Source organism: Roseateles sp. GW821-FHT09G09, assembly GCF_059415965.1.
In genome coordinates, this window is the sequence record NZ_JBWKOG010000007.1 from 322,233 (window position 1) to 343,161 (window position 20,929).

The 20,929-nt window shown below is 67.6% G+C and carries 20 protein-coding genes; 11 read left to right on the forward strand and 9 right to left on the reverse strand.

Features of this window, described 5'->3' with window-relative positions; translation table 11 throughout:
• Positions 1 to 118 precede the first annotated feature (118 nt).
• Positions 119 to 826 (forward strand): winged helix-turn-helix domain-containing protein, encoded by a 708-nt coding sequence (locus AC07O8_RS20285; protein ID WP_495049750.1) that lies wholly within the window; start codon positions 119 to 121, stop codon positions 824 to 826.
• Between the two features lie 144 nt (positions 827 to 970).
• Here AC07O8_RS20285 and AC07O8_RS20290 read toward each other — a convergent pair whose 3' ends face one another.
• The gene (locus tag AC07O8_RS20290) at positions 971 to 2,596 is read right to left on the reverse strand and encodes an ABC transporter substrate-binding protein (RefSeq protein ID WP_495049751.1); all 1,626 of its coding nucleotides are present in this window, start codon (positions 2,594 to 2,596) and stop codon (positions 971 to 973) included.
• A 209-nt stretch (positions 2,597 to 2,805) separates the two neighbouring features.
• Here AC07O8_RS20290 and ettA point away from each other — a divergent pair, with 209 nt between their 5' ends.
• The 4 genes from ettA (at position 2,806) to AC07O8_RS20310 (ending at position 7,702) form a co-directional block, all read left to right on the forward strand.
• Positions 2,806 to 4,470 (forward strand): energy-dependent translational throttle protein EttA, encoded by a 1,665-nt coding sequence (gene ettA / locus AC07O8_RS20295; RefSeq protein WP_495049752.1) that lies wholly within the window; start codon positions 2,806 to 2,808, stop codon positions 4,468 to 4,470.
• Positions 4,471 to 4,760: 290 nt separating this feature from the next.
• The gene (locus AC07O8_RS20300; RefSeq protein ID WP_495049753.1) at positions 4,761 to 5,348 is read left to right on the forward strand and encodes a Spy/CpxP family protein refolding chaperone; all 588 of its coding nucleotides are present in this window, start codon (positions 4,761 to 4,763) and stop codon (positions 5,346 to 5,348) included.
• Between the two features lie 94 nt (positions 5,349 to 5,442).
• The gene (locus tag AC07O8_RS20305; RefSeq protein WP_088407529.1) at positions 5,443 to 6,156 is read left to right on the forward strand and encodes a response regulator; all 714 of its coding nucleotides are present in this window, start codon (positions 5,443 to 5,445) and stop codon (positions 6,154 to 6,156) included.
• Between the two features lie 13 nt (positions 6,157 to 6,169).
• The gene (locus AC07O8_RS20310) at positions 6,170 to 7,702 is read left to right on the forward strand and encodes a sensor histidine kinase (protein ID WP_495049754.1); all 1,533 of its coding nucleotides are present in this window, start codon (positions 6,170 to 6,172) and stop codon (positions 7,700 to 7,702) included.
• A gap of 58 nt (positions 7,703 to 7,760) precedes the next feature.
• Here the strand turns inward: AC07O8_RS20310 and AC07O8_RS20315 are convergent, their stop codons facing one another.
• The 3 genes from AC07O8_RS20315 to trpS are packed head-to-tail and all read right to left on the reverse strand — an operon-like array spanning position 7,761 to position 10,646.
• Positions 7,761 to 9,149: an MATE family efflux transporter gene (locus AC07O8_RS20315; RefSeq protein WP_495049755.1), complete on the reverse strand. Its 1,389-nt coding sequence runs from the start codon at positions 9,147 to 9,149 to the stop codon at positions 7,761 to 7,763.
• Positions 9,146 to 9,619 carry a DUF3717 domain-containing protein gene (locus AC07O8_RS20320; RefSeq protein WP_495049756.1) on the reverse strand — a complete coding sequence of 158 codons (474 nt, stop codon included), beginning with the start codon at positions 9,617 to 9,619 and terminating at the stop codon, positions 9,146 to 9,148. The genes AC07O8_RS20315 and AC07O8_RS20320 overlap by 4 nt, the downstream gene beginning before the upstream one ends.
• 10 nt (positions 9,620 to 9,629) lie before the next feature.
• Positions 9,630 to 10,646 carry a tryptophan--tRNA ligase gene (gene trpS / locus AC07O8_RS20325; protein WP_495049757.1) on the reverse strand — a complete coding sequence of 339 codons (1,017 nt, stop codon included), beginning with the start codon at positions 10,644 to 10,646 and terminating at the stop codon, positions 9,630 to 9,632.
• 154 nt (positions 10,647 to 10,800) lie between these two features.
• Between trpS and purN the strand changes: the two genes are divergently transcribed.
• Complete coding sequence (gene purN / locus AC07O8_RS20330; protein WP_495049758.1) at positions 10,801 to 11,439, forward strand: phosphoribosylglycinamide formyltransferase; 639 nt, start codon at positions 10,801 to 10,803, stop codon at positions 11,437 to 11,439.
• A gap of 15 nt (positions 11,440 to 11,454) precedes the next feature.
• On the opposite strand, the gene AC07O8_RS20335 is transcribed toward purN, so the two are convergent.
• A complete protein-coding gene (locus AC07O8_RS20335; RefSeq protein WP_495049759.1) occupies positions 11,455 to 12,105 on the reverse strand; it encodes a DUF1345 domain-containing protein in 651 nt (216 codons plus the stop codon).
• A gap of 28 nt (positions 12,106 to 12,133) precedes the next feature.
• The gene (locus AC07O8_RS20340) at positions 12,134 to 12,412 is read right to left on the reverse strand and encodes a DUF1653 domain-containing protein (RefSeq protein WP_495049760.1); all 279 of its coding nucleotides are present in this window, start codon (positions 12,410 to 12,412) and stop codon (positions 12,134 to 12,136) included.
• Positions 12,413 to 12,483: 71 nt separating this feature from the next.
• On the opposite strand from AC07O8_RS20340, the gene AC07O8_RS20345 reads away from it, so the two are divergent.
• From AC07O8_RS20345 to AC07O8_RS20355, 3 genes are all read left to right on the forward strand, one after another.
• On the forward strand, positions 12,484 to 13,752 hold the full coding sequence (locus AC07O8_RS20345) for an RsmB/NOP family class I SAM-dependent RNA methyltransferase (RefSeq protein WP_495049761.1): 1,269 nt from the start codon (positions 12,484 to 12,486) through the stop codon (positions 13,750 to 13,752).
• A 231-nt stretch (positions 13,753 to 13,983) separates the two neighbouring features.
• Complete coding sequence (locus AC07O8_RS20350; protein ID WP_495049762.1) at positions 13,984 to 15,195, forward strand: DesA family fatty acid desaturase; 1,212 nt, start codon at positions 13,984 to 13,986, stop codon at positions 15,193 to 15,195.
• Positions 15,196 to 15,348: 153 nt separating this feature from the next.
• Positions 15,349 to 15,867, forward strand: a complete 519-nt coding sequence (locus AC07O8_RS20355; RefSeq protein WP_495049763.1) for a DUF3016 domain-containing protein — start codon at positions 15,349 to 15,351, stop codon at positions 15,865 to 15,867.
• An 89-nt stretch (positions 15,868 to 15,956) separates the two neighbouring features.
• Here the strand turns inward: AC07O8_RS20355 and rpmG are convergent, their stop codons facing one another.
• The 3 genes from rpmG to trxB form a co-directional block, all read right to left on the reverse strand.
• Complete coding sequence (rpmG, locus tag AC07O8_RS20360) at positions 15,957 to 16,127, reverse strand: 50S ribosomal protein L33 (RefSeq protein WP_067273562.1); 171 nt, start codon at positions 16,125 to 16,127, stop codon at positions 15,957 to 15,959.
• Between the two features lie 22 nt (positions 16,128 to 16,149).
• The gene (rpmB, locus tag AC07O8_RS20365) at positions 16,150 to 16,383 is read right to left on the reverse strand and encodes a 50S ribosomal protein L28 (RefSeq protein WP_088407487.1); all 234 of its coding nucleotides are present in this window, start codon (positions 16,381 to 16,383) and stop codon (positions 16,150 to 16,152) included.
• 245 nt (positions 16,384 to 16,628) lie between these two features.
• A complete protein-coding gene (gene trxB, locus AC07O8_RS20370) occupies positions 16,629 to 17,588 on the reverse strand; it encodes a thioredoxin-disulfide reductase (RefSeq protein ID WP_297530090.1) in 960 nt (319 codons plus the stop codon).
• Positions 17,589 to 17,780: 192 nt separating this feature from the next.
• On the opposite strand from trxB, the gene AC07O8_RS20375 reads away from it, so the two are divergent.
• Together AC07O8_RS20375 and AC07O8_RS20380 are read left to right on the forward strand one after the other, a co-directional pair.
• Positions 17,781 to 18,449, forward strand: coding sequence for a Crp/Fnr family transcriptional regulator (locus tag AC07O8_RS20375; RefSeq protein ID WP_088383470.1), 669 nt, complete (start codon positions 17,781 to 17,783; stop codon positions 18,447 to 18,449).
• Positions 18,450 to 18,537: 88 nt separating this feature from the next.
• Complete coding sequence (locus tag AC07O8_RS20380) at positions 18,538 to 20,910, forward strand: DNA translocase FtsK (RefSeq protein WP_495049764.1); 2,373 nt, start codon at positions 18,538 to 18,540, stop codon at positions 20,908 to 20,910.
• Positions 20,911 to 20,929: the final 19 nt, after the last annotated feature.

Sequence of the window (20,929 nt, forward strand, 5' to 3'; positions counted from 1 at the left end):
CCGTGTTTCAGTGCGGTAAACCGCGGGTAAAAAGGGCGGTGAGGCCCGTCCTGATCGGCGTTCAAACGGGATTGCAGCGGCATAGTCTTGCGCCAATGTGTCCACTTGTCCCATCGTCATGAGCGCCCTGTTTCCCGATCCTGCCGCCGGCACCCATCTGCTGCTGCTGGACCCCGACCCGCATGCGCGCCAGCGATTCGCCGGCCTGATGCGGGCGTGGGGGTTCCGTGTCACCGACAGCAGCGAGGCGGCCCTGCTGGACCGCGTGCCGCTGCTGCCGGTGGACCTCGCCCTGATCGATCCCAGCGACGCCCGCGAGGCCGGCTGGGGCGCGCTGACGCGGCTCAGACAGCGATCGCGGATGCCGGTGATCGTGCTGCTGCAGCATGACAACACGCTTGAACGCGTGCTGGCGCTGGAGCGCGGCGCGGACGCGGTGCTGGCGAAGGACGGGGAGCCGCGGGAGCTGCAGGCGCGCATCAAGGCGCTGTTGCGCCCGCGTGAGGGCGATGCGGCGGAGGTGCTGATGTTCGGGCGGTTCAAGCTGGAGCCGATGACGCGCCGGCTGTCCGGGCCGGGCGGATTCTGCGTGGTGCTCTCGCAGAGCGAATACAAGCTGCTGCGGGCGTTCCTGGAGCGGCCGCACAGCGTGTTGCAACGGCAGGAGCTGCTGCACCTGGCGCGCGGCGACGGCGTGACGGCGCTGGAGCGTTCGGTCGACCTGATGGTGTCGCGGCTGCGCCAGAAGCTGCACGACGATCCCAGCTCGCCGTTGATCCGCACGGTGCGCGGGATCGGGTATCTGTTCGATCCGCCGCTGCGCTGAGGTCCTTCGACGGCCGCTGGCCCTCACCCCCACCCTCTCCCGCAAGCGGGAGAGGGAGTCCGAGAGGCGCCGTGCTTACCCCCTCTCCGGCTTGCGGGAGAGGGCAGGGGTGAGGGCCAGCGGCCGACGCAGTAAGCCGATGGCTTACTTCGGTGTGACTGACGCCCAGCGCAGTTCGAACCAGTTGTCGGGGCGGTGGATCACCGTCACGTTGGCGCGGGTCGCCCACGGGATCATCTGGCGGTGCAGCGGGATCAGATGCGTCTGCGCGCGGAACTCGCGCAGCGCGGACTTGATCAGCTCCTCGCGCTTCTTGGGATCGGCTTCCTCGCTGGAGGCGGCGGCAAGCTGATCGAACTTGTCGTCGCGCCAGTTGCCGAAGTTGTACTGCCCGACCGACTTCTCGCCGCGGTTGCGCATCAGCGGCGTCATCGCGACCTCCGCGTCGGTGATGCTGCCGCCCCAGCCGTACAGGTAGAGGCTGGTGTCGAGCTTCTCCAGCTTGGGGAACATCAGCACGCGCGGCTGCGCGTTGACGCTGACCTTCACCTTGAGCTGCGCCCACATCGACGCCAGCGCCAGGCAGATGCGCTCGTCGTTGATGTAGCGGTTGTTGGTGCAGTCCAGCGTCACCTCGAAACCGTTGGCGTAGCCGGCGTCCGCCATCAGCTTGCGCGCCGCGGCCAGGTCGAAGGGCAGGCGCGTCTCCAGCTGCGGGTCGCTGAACGCGCCCAGCGGCGACGGCGTCAGTCCGCCGGTGGGCAGGCTCAGGTCGTTCATCAGCTTGGTGCGCATCGTGTCGATGTCGATCGCCTGGTACAGCGCCTGCCGCACGCGCAGGTCCTTGAACGGGTTCTTGTCGCCGGGCACCTTGCCGTACAGCAGCTTGTCGCGCGACTGGTCCATGCCGATGAAGACGATGCGGTTCTCCGGGCCTTCCTGGACCTTGACCTGCGGCGTCTGCTTCAGCTTCGGGATGTCGCGCGGCGACGGATCGAGCACGAAGTCGATCTCGCCCGACACCAGCGCCGCAAGCCGCGTCGCGTCGTTGGCGATCGGCGTGTAGACGGCGTCCTGCACGTTGCCGTCGAACTTGCCCCACCAGGTCGGGTTGCGCTTGAAGGTGGTGCGGATGCCGGGTTCGCGCGCCACCATCGCGTACGGTCCGGTGCCGTTCGAATGCGTGGCGGCGTAGGTTTCCTGCTTGTCCTTGAAGTTCTGCGGCTTGACGACGTTGTGCTGTTCGCACCACTTGCGGCTCATGATGAACAGCGTGTCCAGGTGCTGCAGGAAGATCGGGTTGACCTTGTCGAGCTGGAACTCGACCGTGTGGTCGTCGATCTTCTTCGGCGTGCCGACGGCCTGCGCGTAGACGCTGATCTGCGAGTACGGATCCTTGGCCCGGTTGATCGAGAACACCACGTCGTCCGCCGTGAACGGCGTGCCGTCCTGGAACTTCACGCCCTGGCGCAGCTTCAGCCGCCACAGCGTCGGCTTGGGCTGCGTCCATTCGGTGGCAAGACCCGGCACCAGGTTCAGGTTGCGGTCGCGCGAGACCAGACGCTCGTACACCTGGCCGTTAATCGCGTTGGTGACGATCTCGTTCTGCGAATGCGGGTCGGCCGTCTGCATGTCGCCCTGGCTGGCCCAGCGCAGCGTCTGCGCGTGCGCGCTGCCCACGAGGAGGGCCATCGTGAGCGGGAGCGCCGCCAGGACGCCGACTGTGCGCGAACGAACCGAGACGGTGCGCGAGATGGAACGGAACAGCATGGTGGTCATCTCTGAAGAAACCGGAAGGGGCGGGCAGGGCCGTCGAGTTTATGGGCACCGGCGGAAGCTGCGACAATGCACGACTATTGCCCGGGCGCCCCGCCGCCCATGCAGGCTCCGGCCCCGCTGTCGAACCCGTCGCTGCCACCGCCGCGACTGGCGCCCCGGGGCCCCCAGGTCAACCCACGAAACGCTGAAGAACCATCGCCATGGCTCAATACGTCTTTTCGATGAACCGCGTCAACAAGACGGTTCCTCCGAAGCGCCACATCCTCAAGAACGTCTCGCTGTCCTTCTTCCCCGGCGCCAAGATCGGCGTGCTGGGCCTGAACGGCTCGGGCAAGTCCACGCTGCTGAAGATCATGGCCGGCGTCGACAAGGAGATCGAGGGCGAGGCCATCCCGATGCCCGGCATCAAGATCGGCTACCTGGAGCAGGAGCCGCAGCTGAACCCGGACCAGACCGTGCGTGAAGCGGTCGAGGAAGGCATCGGCGGCGTGCTGGCCGCCAAGAAGCGCCTGGACGAGGTCTACGCCGCCTACGCCGAGGACGGCGCCGATTTCGACGCGCTGGCCGCCGAGCAGGGCGAGCTGGAGGCCATCATCGCCGCCGCCGGTTCCGAGAACACCGACCTGCAGCTGGAACTGGCCGCCGACGCGCTGAACCTGCCGCCGTGGGACGCCAACATCGGCGTGCTGTCCGGTGGCGAGAAGCGCCGCGTCGCGCTGTGCCGCCTGCTGCTGTCCAAGCCCGACATGCTGCTGCTGGACGAACCGACCAACCACTTGGACGCCGAATCGGTCGAGTGGCTGGAGCAGTTCCTGCAGCGCTTCCCCGGCACCGTGGTGGCCATCACCCATGATCGCTACTTCCTGGACAACGCCGCCGAGTGGATCCTGGAACTGGACCGCGGCCACGGCATCCCCTGGAAGGGCAACTACTCCGACTGGCTGGACCAGAAGGAACGCCGCCTGGAGCAGGAACAGAAGACCGAGGACGCCCGCGCCAAGGCGATGAAGGAAGAACTGAAGTGGGTGCGCTCGAACGCGAAGGGCCGCCAGGCCAAGAGCAAGGCGCGTCTGGCCCGCTTCGAGGAACTGAGCGACGTCGACTACCAGAAGCGCAACGAGACCAACGAGATCTTCATCCCCGTGGCCGAGCGCCTGGGCAATGAGGTCATCGAGTTCGAGGGCGTGACCAAGTCCTTCGGCGACCGGGTCCTGATCGACAACCTGTCGTTCAAGGTGCCGGCCGGCGCGATCGTCGGCATCATCGGCCCGAACGGCGCCGGCAAGTCGACGCTGTTCCGCATGATCCAGGGCGTCGAGACGCCGGACAGCGGCACGGTGAAGATCGGCAAGACGGCCAAGCTGGCCTTCGTCGACCAGAGCCGCCAGAGCCTGGACGCCAACAAGACCGTGTGGGAAGACGTCTCCGGCGGTCTGGACAACATCATCGTCGGCAAGTTCGTGATGCCGTCGCGCGCCTACATCGGCCGCTTCAACTTCAAGGGCAACGACCAGCAGAAGATGGTCGGTCAGCTGTCGGGCGGTGAGCGCGGCCGCCTGCACCTGGCCAAGACCCTGGCCCAGGGCGGCAACGTGCTGATGCTCGACGAACCGTCGAACGACCTGGACGTCGAAACCCTGCGCGCGCTGGAAGAGGCGCTGCTGGAGTTCGCCGGCTCGGCGATGGTGATCTCCCACGATCGCTGGTTCCTGGACCGCATCTGCACGCACATCCTGGCCTGCGAAGGCGATTCGCAGTGGTTCTTCTTCGACGGCAACTTCCACGAGTACGAAGCCGACAAGAAGAAGCGCCTCGGCGAAGAAGGCGCGCGTCCCAAGCGCGTCCGCTTCAAGCCCATTGCGTAACCTCCGCAGCCCCGCTTCGGGCGCCTCGCGTCGTTGCAAATCCTCGCCATAGCTGGGCTATGGCTCCGGTTTGCGCCTAGCGCTGCATCCCGAACCGGAGCCGCGGCGGTCACGCAATGCCGAGCGTTGCGCTGAAGCCCAATTCGCCCGTGAAGCCTCGATTTCAAGAGGCGCCGCGGGCGTTTTTCATTGGGGTCGATTCATTTCACGAATCTTTACGGGACGCCCACGGCCAATTGACGCGCGCCGCCGACCATTTCCTCACCCCAGAACGATTTGGAGATTCCGAGATGGTCAAGAGCTTCTCCCGCCCCCTGAAGATGCTGGCCCTGGCCGCGACGATGAGCGTGGCCGCCCTGGCCGCCAACGCCCAGCCGGCGCCCGGCGACGCGCCGCCCCCCCCGCCGCACGGCATGCACCGCGGCGGCCCGGACTTCGGCGGCCCCGGCTTCGGCCCCATGGGCGCCATGCACGGCAAGTTGCTGAAGGACGCCGGCGTCACCGACGCGCAGCAGGCGCAGATCAAGCAGATCTTCGAGGCCGCGCACAAGGACCTGAAGTCGCAGCGCGACACCGAGCGCCAGTTGCACGAACGCATGCAGGCGCTGTTCACCGCGCCCACCGTCGACGCCAACGCCGTCGAGCAGGTGCGCCAGCAGATGCATGCCGCGCATGACGTCGAATCCAAGCGCATCACGCTGGCGATGATCGACGCGTCGCGGGTCCTGTCCCCCGAGCAGCGCGCCAAGATCGCCCAGCTGAAGAACCAGCAGCGCGAGAAGGTGAAGGAGCGCATGAAGGACCGCGCCGAGCGCGCCAAGGAACGCCGCGGGGCCAATGAGGCCAACCCGGTTCCGAAGCCTTTCACTGACCGCTGAACGCACGAGGCCGGCTATGCTTCAGTCTTTCGATGAGTCCGCGGCGCGCGGCCTGGCCGATCCGGCCCGGTCGGTGGCTGCACCGCAACGCCCGATGAACCCACGACTGCTCCTGATCGACGACGACGCCCGGCTCACCGCGATGCTGGGCGACTACCTCAGCAGCGCCGGCTTCGACGTCAGCTTCGCCGGCTCGCTGGCACAAGGTCGGACCGAACTCGAGGCCGGCCAGTTCGAGCTGCTGGTCCTGGACCTGATGCTGCCCGACGGCGACGGCCTGGAGTTCTGCCGCCAGCTGCGCGGCGACAAGCGTTGGCGCCGCCTGCCGGTGCTGATGCTGTCGGCGCGCGGCGAGCCGATGGACCGCATCCTCGGCCTGGAACTGGGCGCGGACGACTACCTGCCCAAGCCCTTCGAACCTCGTGAGCTGCAGGCCCGCGTGAAGGCGCTGCTGCGCCGCACCGAGCCGCAGGCCATGGGCGACGAAGTGCTGCGATTCGGTCGCCTGGAGATCGACCTGGCGGCACGCCAGGTGCGCCTCGACGGCAATGCCTGCGACCTGACGAGCCACCAGTTCGACCTGCTGGTCGTGCTGGCGCAGAGTCCGGGCCGCGTGCTCTCGCGCGACCAGATCATGGATGCGCTGAAGGGCCATCCGCTCGAAGCCTTCGACCGCTCGATCGACGTGCACATCTCGCGCATCCGCTCGGTCATCGAGGACGACGCCAAGAACCCGCGCCGCGTGCTGACGGTGCGCGGTGCCGGTTACGTGTTCGCACGCAAGCAGGACGCCGAAGGCCTCGAATGAAGGCTGCGACGCGGTGAAGGCGCTGTACCTGCGCATCTACATCACCGTCGTGGTGGTGTTGCTGGCGTTTGCGCTCGGCTCGGCGTGGCTTTTCCAGGGCCGCATCGAGCAGGAGCGCGGCACCTTCGAGCAAGCCGCGTCGGAGCGCCTGGTGGCGCTCGCGGTGTTGGTGCAGCGCGCCTTGCCGCCGGTGACGGCATCGACGGACGAGCAGGCTGACGCCGTCGAGGACTGGGGTCAGCGCCTGCGCATGGCGCTGGCATTGGAAGATTCGCGCGGACGCCGCATCGGCGCCTCGCCGCTGTTCGAGCGCCGGGAAGATCTGCCCGGCTCGCGCGTGCAGCGTGTGCCGCTGGACGACGGCCGGCATCTGCTGTTCCTGCGACTGGCGCGCCCGCCGGGCGCCTCGGGACCGACCGGCCAGGACAAGCTGGAAGCGGATGCGCGCGCCGCGAGCGGTCCGCACCGGATCCAGCGCGAGCGCCGCGATCCGTTCGTCGACGGGCCGCCGCCGGGCGACGCCCGGGATCCCCTCCGACGTGAACCGCGTCCGGAAGTCGAGCAGATGCGCCAGCGCATGCTGGATCGCCTGGAGCAGCAGCGTCGCGAGGACGCCGCGAACGGCTCCTGGCTGCCGGGCTGGATCCCGCGTCCGAGCGGCGAAGCCTTGGCGGTGCTGCTGGCCATGCTGTTCGTGGCCGTGGCCGTCGGCGCCTATCCGGTCGTGCGCCGGCTGACGCGTCGGCTCGAATCGCTGAAGTCCGGTGTCGAGCAGTTCGGCGCCGGTGACCTGAGTTTCCGCGTGCAGGACAACGGCAAGGACGAGGTCGCTGCACTGGCGACCAGTTTCAACCTCGCCGCCGAACGGATCGAGGCCTTGCTGAGATCGCAGAAGAGCCTGCTCGCCAACGCGAGCCATGAGCTGCGCTCACCGCTGGCGCGGCTGAAGATGGCGTTCTCGATGCTGGACGACGCGTCCCCCGCGCAGCGCGCGCGGCTGGGGCATGAGATCAACACCAACATCGTCGAACTCGACGCGCTGGTCGAGGAAGTGCTGCTGGCCAGCCGCCTTGAAGGCGGCGCGCAGTCGTTGCGGCTGGAGCCGGTCGATCTGCTGGCCATCGCCGCCGAGTCCGCCGCGCTGGGCGACGCCGAGCTGGAGATCGAGGACGGCATCGAACGCCTGCCGCTGAACGGCGACGATCGTCTGCTGCGCCGCGCGCTGCGCAACCTGCTCGAGAACGCGCGTCGTTATGGGGGACCGGTCGTCGAACTCAAGGTGCGCCGCGCCGGGCAGGACCGCGTCGAATTGCAGGTCTGCGACCGCGGCCCGGGCGTGCCCGAGCCGATGCGCGAGCGGATCTTCGAAGCCTTCTTCCGTCTCCCCGGCCATGCCGAGGTGTCCGGCGGCGTGGGGCTTGGCTTGAGCCTGGTGAAGCAGATCGCGACGGCGCATCAAGGCACCGTGCGCTGTGACGCCCGCGAGGGCGGCGGCAGCTGCTTTGTGATCACGCTTCCGCTGAGCGCGGCCTCAAGAGCGGCCTAACAGCGGACTGAAGAGCGTCCCGAAAGCCTCCGAAGCTTTCGCTCAGAGGCTCAGAGGCTCAGGGACCGATCTCGCGGCGATGGACGAAGGCCAGCAGGATGCTGAGCCCGATCGCGGCCGCCGCGAGTCCGGCGGAAGCGGCGCTCCAGAAGCCCATCGCGCCCTGCATCATCGCGGGCAGCGCGACGGCATGGTCGCCGAAGACCAGCCAGTAGCCCCCACCGAGCCCGAGCCCCCAGATCGCGAAGGCGTAGATCAGCATCGGCGCGGTCGCGATGTGATGGGCCCGCAGCACGAACGCGGCCACGGTCTGGCCGGCGTCGGACACGTGGAAGAGCCACAACCAGCCCAGCAGGGGCAGGGCGGCGGCGATCACGGCGGCGTTGCTCGTGTACAGGCCCAGGACCTGCTCGCGCAGCGAGAAGACCACCCCGCCCAGCACGAACGCGATCGCCAGCGCGATCTCCAGTCCGTGCCAGCCGAGCCGGCGCGCCGCCGCGTAGTCGCGCGCGCCCATTGCCTGCGCGACCAGCGTGCTGCAGGCGTTCGCCTGCGACAGCGGCAGCATGAACATCATCGCGACGAGGTTGGCGCAGAGTTGATGCCCCGCCACCGGCGTCGTGCCCAGCCGCGCGATGAAGATCGCCATGAAGGTGAAGCCGGTGACCTCGATCAGCACCGACGCGCCCATCGGCACGCCCAGCTTCAGCAGCCGCATCAGCGTGTCCTTGCGCGGGCGGTGCAGCCCGCTGCGTGCGAAGCCGAAATCGGCATAGAACGGATCGCGGCGAAGCACCGTCAGCGCGATGAGCAGTTGGCTCCACATCACGATCGCCGTGGCGATCGCGCAGCCGACGGCGCCGAGCGGCGGCACGTGCAGCGGCCCGAGCGTGAATCCGCCGATCAGCAACGCGCTGGCCGGGAACTTCAGCAGCAGCCCGCCGATCTGCAGCGCCATCACGGCCTTGGGGCGCGACACCGCCGTGTTGAAGCCGCGGTAGGCGGTGAACAGCAGGGCCGCCGGCAGCGCGACGCCCAGCATGCGCAGGTAGTCGCGGATCTTGTCTGCGATCTCGGGACCGACCTGCGAGATCGCGAGGAAGGGCTGCGGGAACCACAGGATCAGTTCACCGACGACCGTCAACGCCAGTGCCAGCCACGCGGCCTGGTGGAGGCTGTCGCCGGCCTCGGTCATGCGTCTCGCGCCGAAGAGCTGCCCCGCCACCGGCGAGATCGCCAGCACCACGCCCATCAACCCGACGAAGACCGAGGTGTAGACGGCCGAGCCCACCGCCAGCGCTGCGAGGTCGATCGCGGAATGGCGCGCGACGAGCAGCGTATCGATCGTCGAGTACGCCAGCACCGCGAGCTGCCCGATGAACACGGGCCACGCGAGCGGCAGGATCTGGCGCAGGCTCGAGAGCCGGCCGTGCAGCGCTGCGCTCAAGCGGCATCCTTGTCGGCGGGGGGCGGTGCGTCGGCGGCGCCGCCGCCGGGCACGCTGGCGGCGCCGCGCAATTCGATCGCCCGCTCCGCATAGCGGTTGAAGCGCCATGCGGTGCCTTCGATGGTGATCCGTCGCCAGGTCGCGCGCTTCTCGCCCGGCGTGAGCACCGGCCAGTTCTGGACTTCGTCGAAGCTGCGGCCGCAGCCCTTGCAGCGTTCATCGCCCTGGCTGGTCGAGCAGATCGCGATGCAGGGCGCATCCGGCGTCGTGTCGTACCAGCGCATCCAGGCTTCGCGCGCGCGTGGCGGCATCGAGTCCTCGTCGCAGTCGTTCTCGTGATGGAAGACCATCAGCGCGTAGACCTCCGCCAGCGCGCGCAGCTCGGGCCCCAGCGTCACGCCGTCCCCCGGCGAGCGCTGGCGCCACCAGTTGATCGCGGATTCGATGTCGGTGATGTGGATGCCGGCCATCTCTCTCGTCTCAATAGTCGATGCCCATCGCGCCGCGCACCTCGCGCAGCGTCTTGCGCGCCACTGCACGGGCACGTTCGGTGCCGACCTCGACGATCCAGTGGACCTTCTTCGGATCGGCGAGCAGCTCGTCGGCGCGGGCGCGCCAGGGCGCCTGTTCGTCGTGGATCGCCTCGATCAGCGGCTCCTTGCAGTCCAGGCAGCCGATGCCCGCGGTGCGGCAACCGGACTCGACCCAGGCGCGGGTGTCGCTGTCGGCGTAGACCTTGTGCAGCGCCCAGACCGGGCAGCGCTCGGGCTCGCCCGGATCGCCGCGGCGCACGCGCTGCGGGTCCGTCTGCATCTTGCGCACCTTGTCGGCGACGACCTCCGGCGCGTCGCGCATCGCGATCGCGTTGCCGTGCGTCTTGCTCATCTTGCGGCCGTCCAGGCCGGGCAGGCGCGAGGTCTCGGTCATCAGCGCCTGCGGCTCCGGGAACAGCGGCGCCGACGGCGGCCGGTAGAGGTGGTTGAAGCGGCGCGCCACCTCGCGCGTCACCTCGACGTGCGGCGCCTGGTCCTCGCCGACCGGCACGAACGCCGCCTTGTAGATCAGGATGTCGGCCGCCTGCAGCAGCGGGTAGCCGAGGAAGCCGTAGGTCGCCAGTTCGCGGTTGTCGGCGACGAGGTCCTTGTAGCTCGGCATCCGCTCCAGCCAGCTCGACGGCGTGCTCATCGCCAGCAGCGTGAACAGCTCGGCGTGCTCCGGCATGCGGCTCTGGATGAACAGCGTCGCCTGCTCCGGATCGACCCCGGCCGCCAGCCAGTCGACGACCATGTCGTAGACACTCTGCTCCAGGCCCTCCCGGTGCTGGTAATGCGTCGTCAGCGCATGCCAGTCGGCCACGAAGAAGAAGCAGTCGTAGGCCGTCTGCAGCCGCACCCAGTTCTTCAGCGCGCCGTGGTAGTGGCCAAGATGCAGCGCGCCGGTCGGGCGCATGCCGGACAGGACGCGCTGGCGCGGGGAGAGGGGAGGGTGGTCGGACATGGCGAGAGGCTGGGCGGGAGGCTGGGCGGTGGCCACGGCGGCGCGCGACGGCCTCGGGACGGGGCCGGCCGTGCGACGGCGGGAGGGCGATTGTAGGGAGCGGCGGCCGGGTCGACGGCGGTCATGGCCATGCCCTTGGCTACACTGCCGGCCCATGAAGCACATCGTGATCCTGATCTCCGGGCGGGGCTCCAACATGGAGGCGATCGTCCAGGCCTGCGCCGCCGGCGGTTGGCCGGCCCGCATCGCCGCGGTGATCAGCAACCGGCCGGATGCCGCCGGGCTTGAATTCGCGCGGACGCATGGCATCGCGACTGCGGTGGTCGACCACCAGGCCTTCGGCAAGGGCGACGCGGCCCGCGTCGCGTTCGACGCGGAACTGCAGCGCGTGATCGACGGTTTCTCGCCCGATCTGGTGGTCCTGGCCGGTTTCATGCGCATCCTGACGCCGGGGTTCACCGGCCATTACGCGGGCCGCATGCTCAATATCCATCCGTCGCTGCTGCCCGCCTTCACGGGCCTGCACACGCATCGGCGCGCGATCGAGGCCGGCTGCCGCGTGGCCGGCGCGACGGTGCACTTCGTGACGGCGGAACTCGACCACGGGCCGATCGTCGCGCAGGCGGTCGTGCCGGTGCTCGACAACGACGACGAGGCGGCGCTGGCCGCGCGGGTGCTGACACTCGAGCACCGCATGTATCCCAGCGCCGTGCGCTGGTTCGTCGAAGGGCAGCTGGCGACCGAGGGCGCCCGCGTCCTCCATCGCGGCGGTGAGCCGCAGATGTTCAGTTGACCGTCGGTCCGGCGCTCAACCCAGCATGCCGGCCAGGAAGTTGATCGTCAGCGCCAGCACCACGGTGTTGAACACGAAGGCCTGGATCGCCTGCACCAGCACCAGACGCCGGATGGGTCGCGCGCTGACGACGACATCCGAGGTCTGCGAGGTCGCGGCGACCGTCGCCGCGAAGTAGAAGAAGTCCAGGTAGTCGGGAGCGTCTTCGTCGCCCGGGAACTCCAGCCCGTGGGGCGCCTTCGGACCGCAGTGGAACAGCGACGCGTAGGCCAGCCCGAATTCCACCGGCAGCAGCAACCAGGAGCCGGTCAGCGTCGCCGACGCCACCAGCAGGTGTGGCCAGGCCTGCAGCAGGCCGGACTCTTTCACCTGGGCCAATTCCAGTGCGATCGCCGCCATGCTCGCGGCGGCACCAAGGATCGCCAGCACCAGCACCATGGGTGCGCTGTCCGCGACGGCACGAGCCTGGTCCTCGACATCGTCCGCATCGGTGCGGAACATCATCCAGCCGATCAGCACGAGATAGGTCCAGACACCCGCGCTCCAGCCCAGCAGCGTGCGCGTGTGCCAGGCCAGTTCGACCGGCCAGGCGGCCGCCAGCAAGGCGCCGGTGGCCGCGCCGATCAGCAGGCGGGGGCGGCGTTGGATCTGGTGCAGCAAGGGCATGTCGGGTTCGGCGGGGATCCGTCCAGGCTCAATCCGCCATCAAGGCGAAGCGCGGCCGCGTCACGCCGTCGATCTCGACGGTGCCGAAGAACATGTCGTAGGGACGGACCCACAAGCCGCTGACGTTGTAGAGCGGCGCATACAACACCAGCGCCTCCAGCGTCTCGCTGTGACGCACGACGCCTCGGACCTCGTACTCGCCGCCCTTGTAATGGCGGTAGCGGCCGGCGGGGGCCTCCGGCAGGGGCGGCAACGGGTCGCCGGCACCGTGCGCGGCGGAGGCCTGGGTCGTAGAGGAATCGCTCATTGGGGGGAGGGCGTGACGGAGGCAACAGGGCAGGGCGCAGGCCCGGGCCCGGAGCCGGGGATAATCGGGCGATGCATCCTAATGCCCTTCTTGAACTCTGCGCCGAACTGGTGGACAGCCTGCTGCTGTTCGACAAGCCCGCCGACGCCCTCGTCTCCGACTTCTTCCGCGCGCACAAGGCGCTCGGCCAGCGCGAGCGCCACACCATCGCCGAAACCGCCTACGCCGTGCTGCGTCAGCGCCCGGTGCTGCAGCATCTGGCCCAGTCGGGCCGCGGCCCGATGTCCCGGCGGCTGGCGATCCTCGCGTGGGCCGGCAGCGAAGCCTTCCTCCGCGCCGCGACCGATGACCAGGAGCAGCACTGGCTCAAGCAGGTCGAGAAGGTCGACCGCAGCAAGCTGCCGGAAAAACTCCGCCACAACCTGCCCGACTGGCTGGTGCAGCCGCTCAAGGAGCGCCTCGGCGACGAGGAGTTCTGGCAACTGGCGGACGCCGTCAACGTGTCGGCGCCGCTGGACCTGCGCGTCAACCTGCTGAAAGCCAAGCGTGAGGAAGTGCAGGCCGCGCTGAAGGACAAGGGTTTCGCCTCGTCCCCGACGCCGTTCTCGCCGTGGGGCCTGCGGCTCGAAGGCAAGCCGGCACTGCAGAAGCTCGATGTCTTCACCAGCGGGCAGGTCGAGGTCCAGGACGAGGGCAGCCAGCTGCTGTCGCTGCTCACCGAAGCCAAGCGCGGCGAGATGGTGGTCGATTTCTGCGCCGGCGCCGGCGGCAAGACGCTGGCACTGGGCGCCGCGATGCGCAACACCGGGCGGCTGTACGCCTTCGACGTGTCGGGCCACCGGCTCGACAAGCTCAAGCCGCGCCTGGCGCGCAGCGGCTTGTCCAACGTCTACCCGGTGCAGATCAGCAACGAGCGCGATGAGCGCGTCAAGCGCCTGGCCGGCAAGATCGACCGGGTGCTGGTCGACGCCCCTTGCTCGGGCCTGGGCACGCTGCGCCGCAATCCCGACCTGAAATGGCGCCAATCGCCGGACAGCGTCCGGGAGTTGCACGACAAGCAGCTGGCGATCCTGAACGGCGCGTCGCGCCTGCTCAAGCCGGGCGGGCGCCTGGTGTACGCCACCTGTTCGCTGCTGGATGCCGAGAACGAGTCGGTGGCCCAGGCCTTCGCCGAGGCGCATCCCGACTTCGTCCTGATGCCCGCGCAGGAGGTGCTGGCGCATGCCCAGGTCGACCCGACCCAGGCGGCGCAACTGTCCGAGAACGGCTATCTGCGCCTGTGGCCGCACCGCCATCACAGCGACGGCTTCTTCGCCGCGGTGTGGGAACGGAAGAAATGAGCCACTCGACGGGCGCCGTCGCCAGGATCCTGGACGGGGTGCTTGTTTTCGATGCGAACTGATCGGCGTCCGATCGATCACATCTTGAGGGTCTTCCAGTCGCTAAGCGTCAAAAGACCGTCGGGAAAGCCGCTTACATCCGGGCGATTTCTAGAGTGAGTCGCCTACAATCGGGCTTCCTGTGGACAACTGGCTCTCCGCGAGCAGGGTTAGGACCGAATGAACGTATTGATGTCTGTGCACGACGCCATCCTGGCGTGGATGATCGATGGCCTCACCGGCGCGAGCTGGTGGCAGATCGTCGTCTTCACCTTGGTGGTGACGCATATCACCATTGCTGGCGTCACGATCTTCCTGCACCGCGCCCAGGCGCACCGGGCCCTCGACCTGGGGCCCATCCCGTCGCACTTCTTCCGCTTCTGGATGTGGCTGACGACCGGCATGGTGACCCGCGAATGGGTGGCCATCCATCGCAAGCACCATGCGAAGTGCGAGACCGAGGACGATCCGCACAGCCCAGTCACCCGTGGCATCAAGACGGTGATGACGCGCGGCGCCGAGCTGTATCGCGCCGAGGCGAAGAACGAGGAAACGATCAAGAAGTTCAGCCACGGCGTGCCGGACGACTGGATCGAGCGCCATGTCTACACCGGCCGTTCGGTGTGGGGCGTGTCCCTGATGATGATCATCGACCTGGCGCTGTTCGGCGTGGCCGGCATGGCGGTCTGGGCGGTCCAGATGGCCTGGATCCCGTTCTGGGCGGCTGGCGTGATCAACGGTGTCGGCCACTACTGGGGCTATCGCAACTTCGAGGCGCAGGATGCGTCGACGAACGTGTCGCCGTGGGGCGTGATCATCGGCGGCGAAGAGCTGCACAACAATCACCACACCTACCCGACGTCGGCCAAGTTCTCGGTCAAGCCGTTCGAGTTCGACATCGGTTGGGGCTACATCCGCGCGATGGAGATGATCGGCTGGGCGAAGGTCCGCAAGACCGCGCCGCAGATCAAGACGGGCGAGTTGAAGGCAGTCGCCGACAAGGACACGCTGGAAGCCATCATCGCCAACCGCTATGAAGTGATGGCACGTTATGCGCGCGGTCTGCGCGGCGTGTGCAAGGCCGAACTGACCCGACTGAAGGCGGCGGGCGAGCAGCACAGCGTCAAGTTCCACCAGTTCAAGCTGGCGACGCGCTGGCTGCATCGCGACGCCGAGAAGATCCCGGCCGCCTACCAGGCGCATCTGGATGGCGCCCTCGCGGCGAGCCCCGTGCTCGACAAGCTGGTGACCATGCGCGAAGAGCTGCGTCAGCTGTGGACCCGCACGAACGTGTCGGCCGAGCAGCTGGTGCATGACCTGCAGGCCTGGTGCCGCAAGGCCGAGGAGAGCGGTATTGCCGAGCTCAAGGCCTTCGCCACGGGCCTGCGCGCGGTGCGCGTCTGATCAGAACGCGATCATTCATCGGACCCGGCGGCTGTCCAGAGTGACGGCCATCACCCAGGTGCAGATGAAGCAATGCAAAGGGCGCCCCTACGGGGCGCCTTTTTTCTTGGCGACGCCCATAATTTGTGTGGACTCTCAGACAAGGAGATTGACATGATGGCCTCGACCTTTTTCAAGCGCACCGTGCTGTTCGGCCTGACGAGCGTGAGCCTGGGCGCGATCGCCGCGGCCGCTCAGGCGCAGGCGGAAGTCAACTTTATCAAGCCGGAGAACTTCGCCGACATTGGCTGGGCCGGTGTGGACCGCGACAACGCCATGAAGCAGCTGGGAGAGCACTTCAAGGCGCTCGCGGCGCGCGAGCTGCCCGGCAAGCAGCTCAAGATCGACGTCACGGACATCGACCTGGCAGGGGAGGTCGAGCCGCGCGTCCGCATGGATCGCGTCCGCATCCTCCGGTCGGTGACGATTCCGCGCATGAGCTTCACGTACACCCTCAGCGAGAACGGTCAGGTCCTGAAGTCCGGCAAGGCTGATCTGAAGGACATGAACTATCAGGACGCCGGCGGCAACCGCTACTTCGACTCCGAGCCGCTGCGCTATGAGAAGAAGATGATCGATGACTGGGTGGCGAGTGAGCTGCTGGGCAAGACGCGGTTGGCGCCGACGCGTTGATCACGAAGGCTGCGGACGCAGCCGCTCTTCGATCGCCCATGAAAAAACCCGCCGAGAGGCGGGTTTTCTTCTTCAAGGACCGGGCTGAATCACTTCAGCTTGGTTTCCTTGTACAGCACGTGCTTGCGTGCCTTGGGGTCGAACTTCATGAATTCCAGCTTTTGGGGCGTGGTCTTCTTGTTCTTGTTGGTGGTGTAGAAATGACCGGTGCCGGCAGTGGATTCCAGCTTGATCTTCTCGCGTCCGCCTTTGGATGCCATGGTGTCGCTCCTGATTCAGTGATTAGGCTTGACCGCGCGAGCGCAGGTCGGCCAGCACGGCGTCGATGCCCTTCTTGTCGATCAGACGCAGACCTGCGTTGCTGATGCGAAGACGGACCCAGCGGTTTTCGCTCTCGACCCAGAAGCGGCGGTATTGCAGGTTCGGGAGGAACCGGCGCTTGGTTTTGTTGTTGGCGTGGGAAACGTTGTTCCCGACCATGGGCTTCTTGCCCGTGACTTCGCAGACGCGTGCCATGAGGACACTCCGATACTTGTCATCCGGCGACCGTCCCAGTCGACTCGACCTCGCTGTCGAGCCGCGGGCGGCGGCCTCACCTCGCCATAGGGTGGCGGTATCCCATCTTCCTCGCGTCAAGATCCTTCACAGGTTGATGGCGCGGGGAAACGAAGAGTGTAGCAGAAACACACCGGCCCGCGCAAAGGCGGGCCGGTCGGGTCCTGCTGGGGCGCCCATCGACGGGCGCCGCCATCGGGCAGTGATCAGGCCGATTCCTGTTCCAGGAAACGTTGTGCGTCCAGGGCCGCCATGCAGCCCGTGCCGGCGCTGGTGATGGCCTGGCGATAGACATGGTCCTGCACGTCGCCCGCGGCGAACACGCCCGGCACGCTGGTCATCGTGGCGAAGCCTTCCAGGCCGCTCTTCGTGCGGATGTAGCCGTCCTTCATCTCGATCTGACCCTCGAAGATGTCGGTGTTGGGCTTGTGGCCGATCGCGATGAAGCAGCCCTGCAGCTTGACGTCGGTCGTCGTGCCGTCCTGCGTGCTCTTGATGCGCACGCCGGTCACGCCGCTGGCGTCGCCCAGCACCTCGTCCAGCGTGTGGAACACATGCAGCTCGATCTTGCCGGCCTTGACCTTGTCCATCAGCTTGTCGACCAGGATCGGCTCGGCGCGGAACTTGTCGCGGCGGTGGATCAGGTGCACCTTGCTGGCGATGTTGGACAGGTAGAGCGCCTCTTCGACGGCCGTGTTGCCGCCGCCGACGACGCAGACTTCCTGCTCGCGATAGAAGAAACCATCGCAGGTCGCGCAGGCGCTGACGCCGCGGCCCATGAACGACTCTTCCGACGGCAGGCCCAGGTACTGCGCCGACGCGCCGGTGGCCAGGACCACCGCATCGGCCGTGTAGACCGCGCTGTCGCCGGTCAGCGTGAACGGCCGCTTGGAGAAATCGACGCTGTTGATGTGGTCGAAGACGATCTCGGTCTGGAAGCGTTCCGCGTGCTCCTGGAAACGCTGCATGAGCTCGGGCCCCTGCACGCCCATCACGTCGGCGGGCCAGTTGTCCACTTCGGTCGTGGTCATCAACTGACCCCCTTGCGCCATGCCCGTCACCAAAAGCGGCTTCAGGTTGGCACGCGCCGCGTAGATGGCGGCGGTGTAGCCGGCAGGGCCGGAACCGAGGATCAACAGTTGGGCGTGGCGGGTGTTTTGGCTCATGACGGGGGAGGTGGGGATGCGTTCAGCGGACGCAAGGGACGACAGCCTAAGGGGGCCGGCGCGCGGCTCATGGCGTTGACCCTATGAACAGCCGTGAACAAATTGGCACAATGCATCCATTCTAGGTGGCGGGTCACTCTGCCATCCTGACAACCACGATTGACCCTAACACCCCACAGGAGGCATTCCTTCATGGCCATGTTGTCCAATTTGGATCTGATCCGCAGGGTTCCCTTGTTCTCCCTGCTGACCGCCGACCAGGCCCAGTCCATCGCGGACAGCGTCGTCAAGCGGCGCTTCAAACGCGGCGAGTTGATCGTCGAGCAGGGCACCAAGTCCAACGCGCTTTTCATCCTGCTCAACGGCCGCGCCCGCGTGCTGACCGCGGACAGCCGCGGCCGCGAAGTCATCCTCGCCGTGCTGCAACCCGGCGACTACGTGGGCGAGATGAGTCTCATCGACAACGAGCCGCATTCGGCCACGGTCCGCGCGGAGGTGCAGACCGACATGCTGGTCCTGGGTCGCGCCGATTTCGGGCGCGGACTGCCGGAGTCCTCCAGCCTGGCCTACGGCATCCTGCGCGGCCTGGTGGCGCGCCTGAGAAACGCGGACCGACAGATCGAGTCGCTCGCGCTGCTCGACGTCTACGGCCGCGTCGCGCGCACGCTGCTGGACATGGCGGAGGAAGAGAAGGGGGTGAAGATCATCCGCGGCAAGGTGTCGCGGCAGGACATGGCCAAGGTCGTCGGCGCGTCGCGCGAGATGGTCAGCCGCGTCATGAAGGACCTGGAGGACAAGGGCGTCATCGAGACGCTCGAGAACGGCTCCGTGGTCATCAAGGAACGACTGCAGCACGACTGAGTCGCGGGCGACCGACGCTTCAACGTTTCTTCACCTTGGCGGGGGGCCTCGCGTCCGGGACGCGGGGCTTGTGCGTCACAATCGGGGAATGAGTTTTCCCGGTTCCCTGCTGGGCGGCGGTGACGACGCCGCCCCGACCGAGCGCCCCGCGCCGGCCCGCAAGTCCAAGAAGGCCGCGGCGCCCGTGGCACCGCCCCCCTCGCCCAGCCCGCTGCGTACGCCGCTGTGGCTGTTGATCGGCGCGTTGGTGTGGTGCCTGGTCTTGCTCGCGATGGTCAGCCATGACCGCGTCGACGCCGCCTTCAGCACCGCCGGCACCTCCGCCCCGGCGCACAACCGCGTCGGTGCGCTCGGCGCGTGGATCTCGGACCTGATGCTGTTCGGCTTCGGCTACTCCTGCTGGTGGCTGATGCTGGTCTCGCTGCGCGCGTGGCTGAGCGGCCTGGCACGCATGCTGCGCGCCGACGCCGGGCCGATGCCCACGTTCAAGGAGCGCCTGCCGACCGTTGGCGGCCTGGTCCTGCTGATGGCCGCGAGCTGTGCGCTCGAATGGACCCGCCTCTACGGTTGGGAGTCGCATCTGCCGGGCCACGCCGGCGGCGTGCTCGGTTATCTGCTCGGTCCTGCCAGCATGAAGCTGCTGGGCTTCGCCGGTTCGGGCGTCGTGTGGATCGCGGCGCTGGTCGCCGGCGTGTCCCTGGCGCTGAAGTTTTCCTGGCTGCGTCTGTCCGAGCAGATCGGCACCGCGATCGAGCGCCTGATCGAGAAGCGCGAAGTGCGCCGCGAGATCGCCGAGGACAAGCGCGTCGGCAAGGAGGCCAAGCGCGAGCGCGAGGCCGTCGTCGAGGTCGAGCGCCTCGTCGAGGAAGAGCACCACATCCCGATCGTCATCGAGCCGCCGGTGGTCGAGCAGCCAAAGTCCACGCGCGTCATCAAGGAGCGCCAGCAGACGCTATTCACCGATCCGAGCGACGCGAAGCTGCCGCAGGTCGACCTGCTGGACGCGCCGCCGCCGCGGATCGAGACCGTGACCCCTGAGTCGCTGGAAATGACCAGCCGCATGATCGAGAAGAAGTTGAAGGACTTCGGCGTCGACGTGCGGGTGGTGGCGGCGTCGCCGGGGCCGGTGATCACGCGCTACGAGATCGAGCCGGCGACCGGCGTGAAGGGCTCGCAGATCCTCGGCCTGGCCAAGGACCTGGCGCGTTCGCTCAGCCTGACCTCGATCCGCGTGGTCGAGACGATCCCGGGCAAGAACTACATGGCGCTGGAGCTGCCGAACGCGCGCCGCCAGACCATCCGGCTGTCGGAGATCCTCGGCTCGCAGGTCTATGCCGACGCCGCGTCGCCGCTGACGATGGGCCTGGGCAAGGACATCGTCGGCCTGCCGGTGGTGGCCGACCTGGCCAAGATGCCGCACTGCCTGGTGGCCGGCACGACCGGCTCGGGCAAGTCGGTCGGCATCAACGCGATGATCCTGTCGGTGCTCTACAAGGCCGAGGCCCGCGACGTCCGCCTGATCCTGATCGACCCGAAGATGCTGGAGATGAGCGTCTACGAGGGCATCCCGCATCTGCTCGCGCCCGTCGTCACCGACATGAAGCAGGCCAGCAACGCGTTGAACTGGTGCGTCAACGAGATGGAGCGCCGCTACAAGCTCATGTCCAAGATGGGCGTGCGCAACCTGGCGGGCTTCAACAAGAAGATCGCCGACGCGGCCGAGCGCGAGGAGAAGATTCCCAATCCGTTCAGTCTCACGCCGGAGGAGCCGGAGCCGCTGGAGCGGCTGCCGCACATCGTCGTCGTGATCGACGAACTGGCCGACCTCATGATGGTCGTCGGCAAGAAGATCGAAGAACTGATCGCCCGCCTGGCGCAGAAGGCGCGGGCGGCCGGCATCCACCTGATCCTCGCGACGCAGCGCCCGTCGGTCGACGTGATCACCGGCCTGATCAAGGCCAACATCCCGACGCGCCTGTCCTTCCAGGTGTCGAGCAAGATCGACTCGCGGACCATCCTCGACCAGATGGGCGCCGAGGCGCTGCTGGGCATGGGCGACATGCTCTACATGGCATCGGGGACAGGGCTGCCGGTGCGTGTCCACGGCGCGTTCGTCAGCGACGACGAGGTGCATCGCGTCGTCGAGTACCTCAAGGAACAGGGCGAGCCCAACTACATCGAGGGCATCCTGGAAGGCGGCGTGCTGGACGGCGATGGCGGCGGCGACGGACTGCCCGGCTTGACGGCGGGCGGCGACGGCGAGTCCGACCCGATGTACGACCAGGCGGTGGCGATCGTGCTGCAGCACAAGCGGGCGTCGATCTCGCTGGTGCAGCGTCATCTGCGCATCGGCTACAACCGGGCCGCCCGTTTGCTGGAGCAGATGGAGAAATCCGGCGTCGTTTCGGCGATGGCCACCAACGGCAACCGCGACATCATCGTGCCCAAGCGGGACGATTGACCGCGACGAATGATTGAGG

Bases quoted from the DNA above. Each gene is read 5' to 3' on its own strand.
- AC07O8_RS20285 (WP_495049750.1), top strand. From the start codon at position 119: ATGAGCGCCCTGTTTCCCGATCCTGCCGCCGGCACCCATCTGCTGCTG.
- AC07O8_RS20290 (WP_495049751.1), bottom strand. From the start codon at position 2,596: ATGCTGTTCCGTTCCATCTCGCGCACCGTCTCGGTTCGTTCGCGCACA.
- ettA (WP_495049752.1), top strand. From the start codon at position 2,806: ATGGCTCAATACGTCTTTTCGATGAACCGCGTCAACAAGACGGTTCCT.
- AC07O8_RS20300 (WP_495049753.1), top strand. From the start codon at position 4,761: ATGGTCAAGAGCTTCTCCCGCCCCCTGAAGATGCTGGCCCTGGCCGCG.
- AC07O8_RS20305 (WP_088407529.1), top strand. From the start codon at position 5,443: ATGAACCCACGACTGCTCCTGATCGACGACGACGCCCGGCTCACCGCG.
- AC07O8_RS20320 (WP_495049756.1), bottom strand. From the start codon at position 9,619: ATGGCCGGCATCCACATCACCGACATCGAATCCGCGATCAACTGGTGG.
- trpS (WP_495049757.1), bottom strand. From the start codon at position 10,646: ATGTCCGACCACCCTCCCCTCTCCCCGCGCCAGCGCGTCCTGTCCGGC.
- purN (WP_495049758.1), top strand. From the start codon at position 10,801: ATGAAGCACATCGTGATCCTGATCTCCGGGCGGGGCTCCAACATGGAG.
- AC07O8_RS20335 (WP_495049759.1), bottom strand. From the start codon at position 12,105: ATGCCCTTGCTGCACCAGATCCAACGCCGCCCCCGCCTGCTGATCGGC.
- AC07O8_RS20340 (WP_495049760.1), bottom strand. From the start codon at position 12,412: ATGAGCGATTCCTCTACGACCCAGGCCTCCGCCGCGCACGGTGCCGGC.
- AC07O8_RS20345 (WP_495049761.1), top strand. From the start codon at position 12,484: ATGCATCCTAATGCCCTTCTTGAACTCTGCGCCGAACTGGTGGACAGC.
- AC07O8_RS20350 (WP_495049762.1), top strand. From the start codon at position 13,984: ATGTCTGTGCACGACGCCATCCTGGCGTGGATGATCGATGGCCTCACC.
- AC07O8_RS20355 (WP_495049763.1), top strand. From the start codon at position 15,349: ATGATGGCCTCGACCTTTTTCAAGCGCACCGTGCTGTTCGGCCTGACG.
- rpmG (WP_067273562.1), bottom strand. From the start codon at position 16,127: ATGGCATCCAAAGGCGGACGCGAGAAGATCAAGCTGGAATCCACTGCC.
- rpmB (WP_088407487.1), bottom strand. From the start codon at position 16,383: ATGGCACGCGTCTGCGAAGTCACGGGCAAGAAGCCCATGGTCGGGAAC.
- trxB (WP_297530090.1), bottom strand. From the start codon at position 17,588: ATGAGCCAAAACACCCGCCACGCCCAACTGTTGATCCTCGGTTCCGGC.
- AC07O8_RS20375 (WP_088383470.1), top strand. From the start codon at position 17,781: ATGGCCATGTTGTCCAATTTGGATCTGATCCGCAGGGTTCCCTTGTTC.
- AC07O8_RS20380 (WP_495049764.1), top strand. From the start codon at position 18,538: ATGAGTTTTCCCGGTTCCCTGCTGGGCGGCGGTGACGACGCCGCCCCG.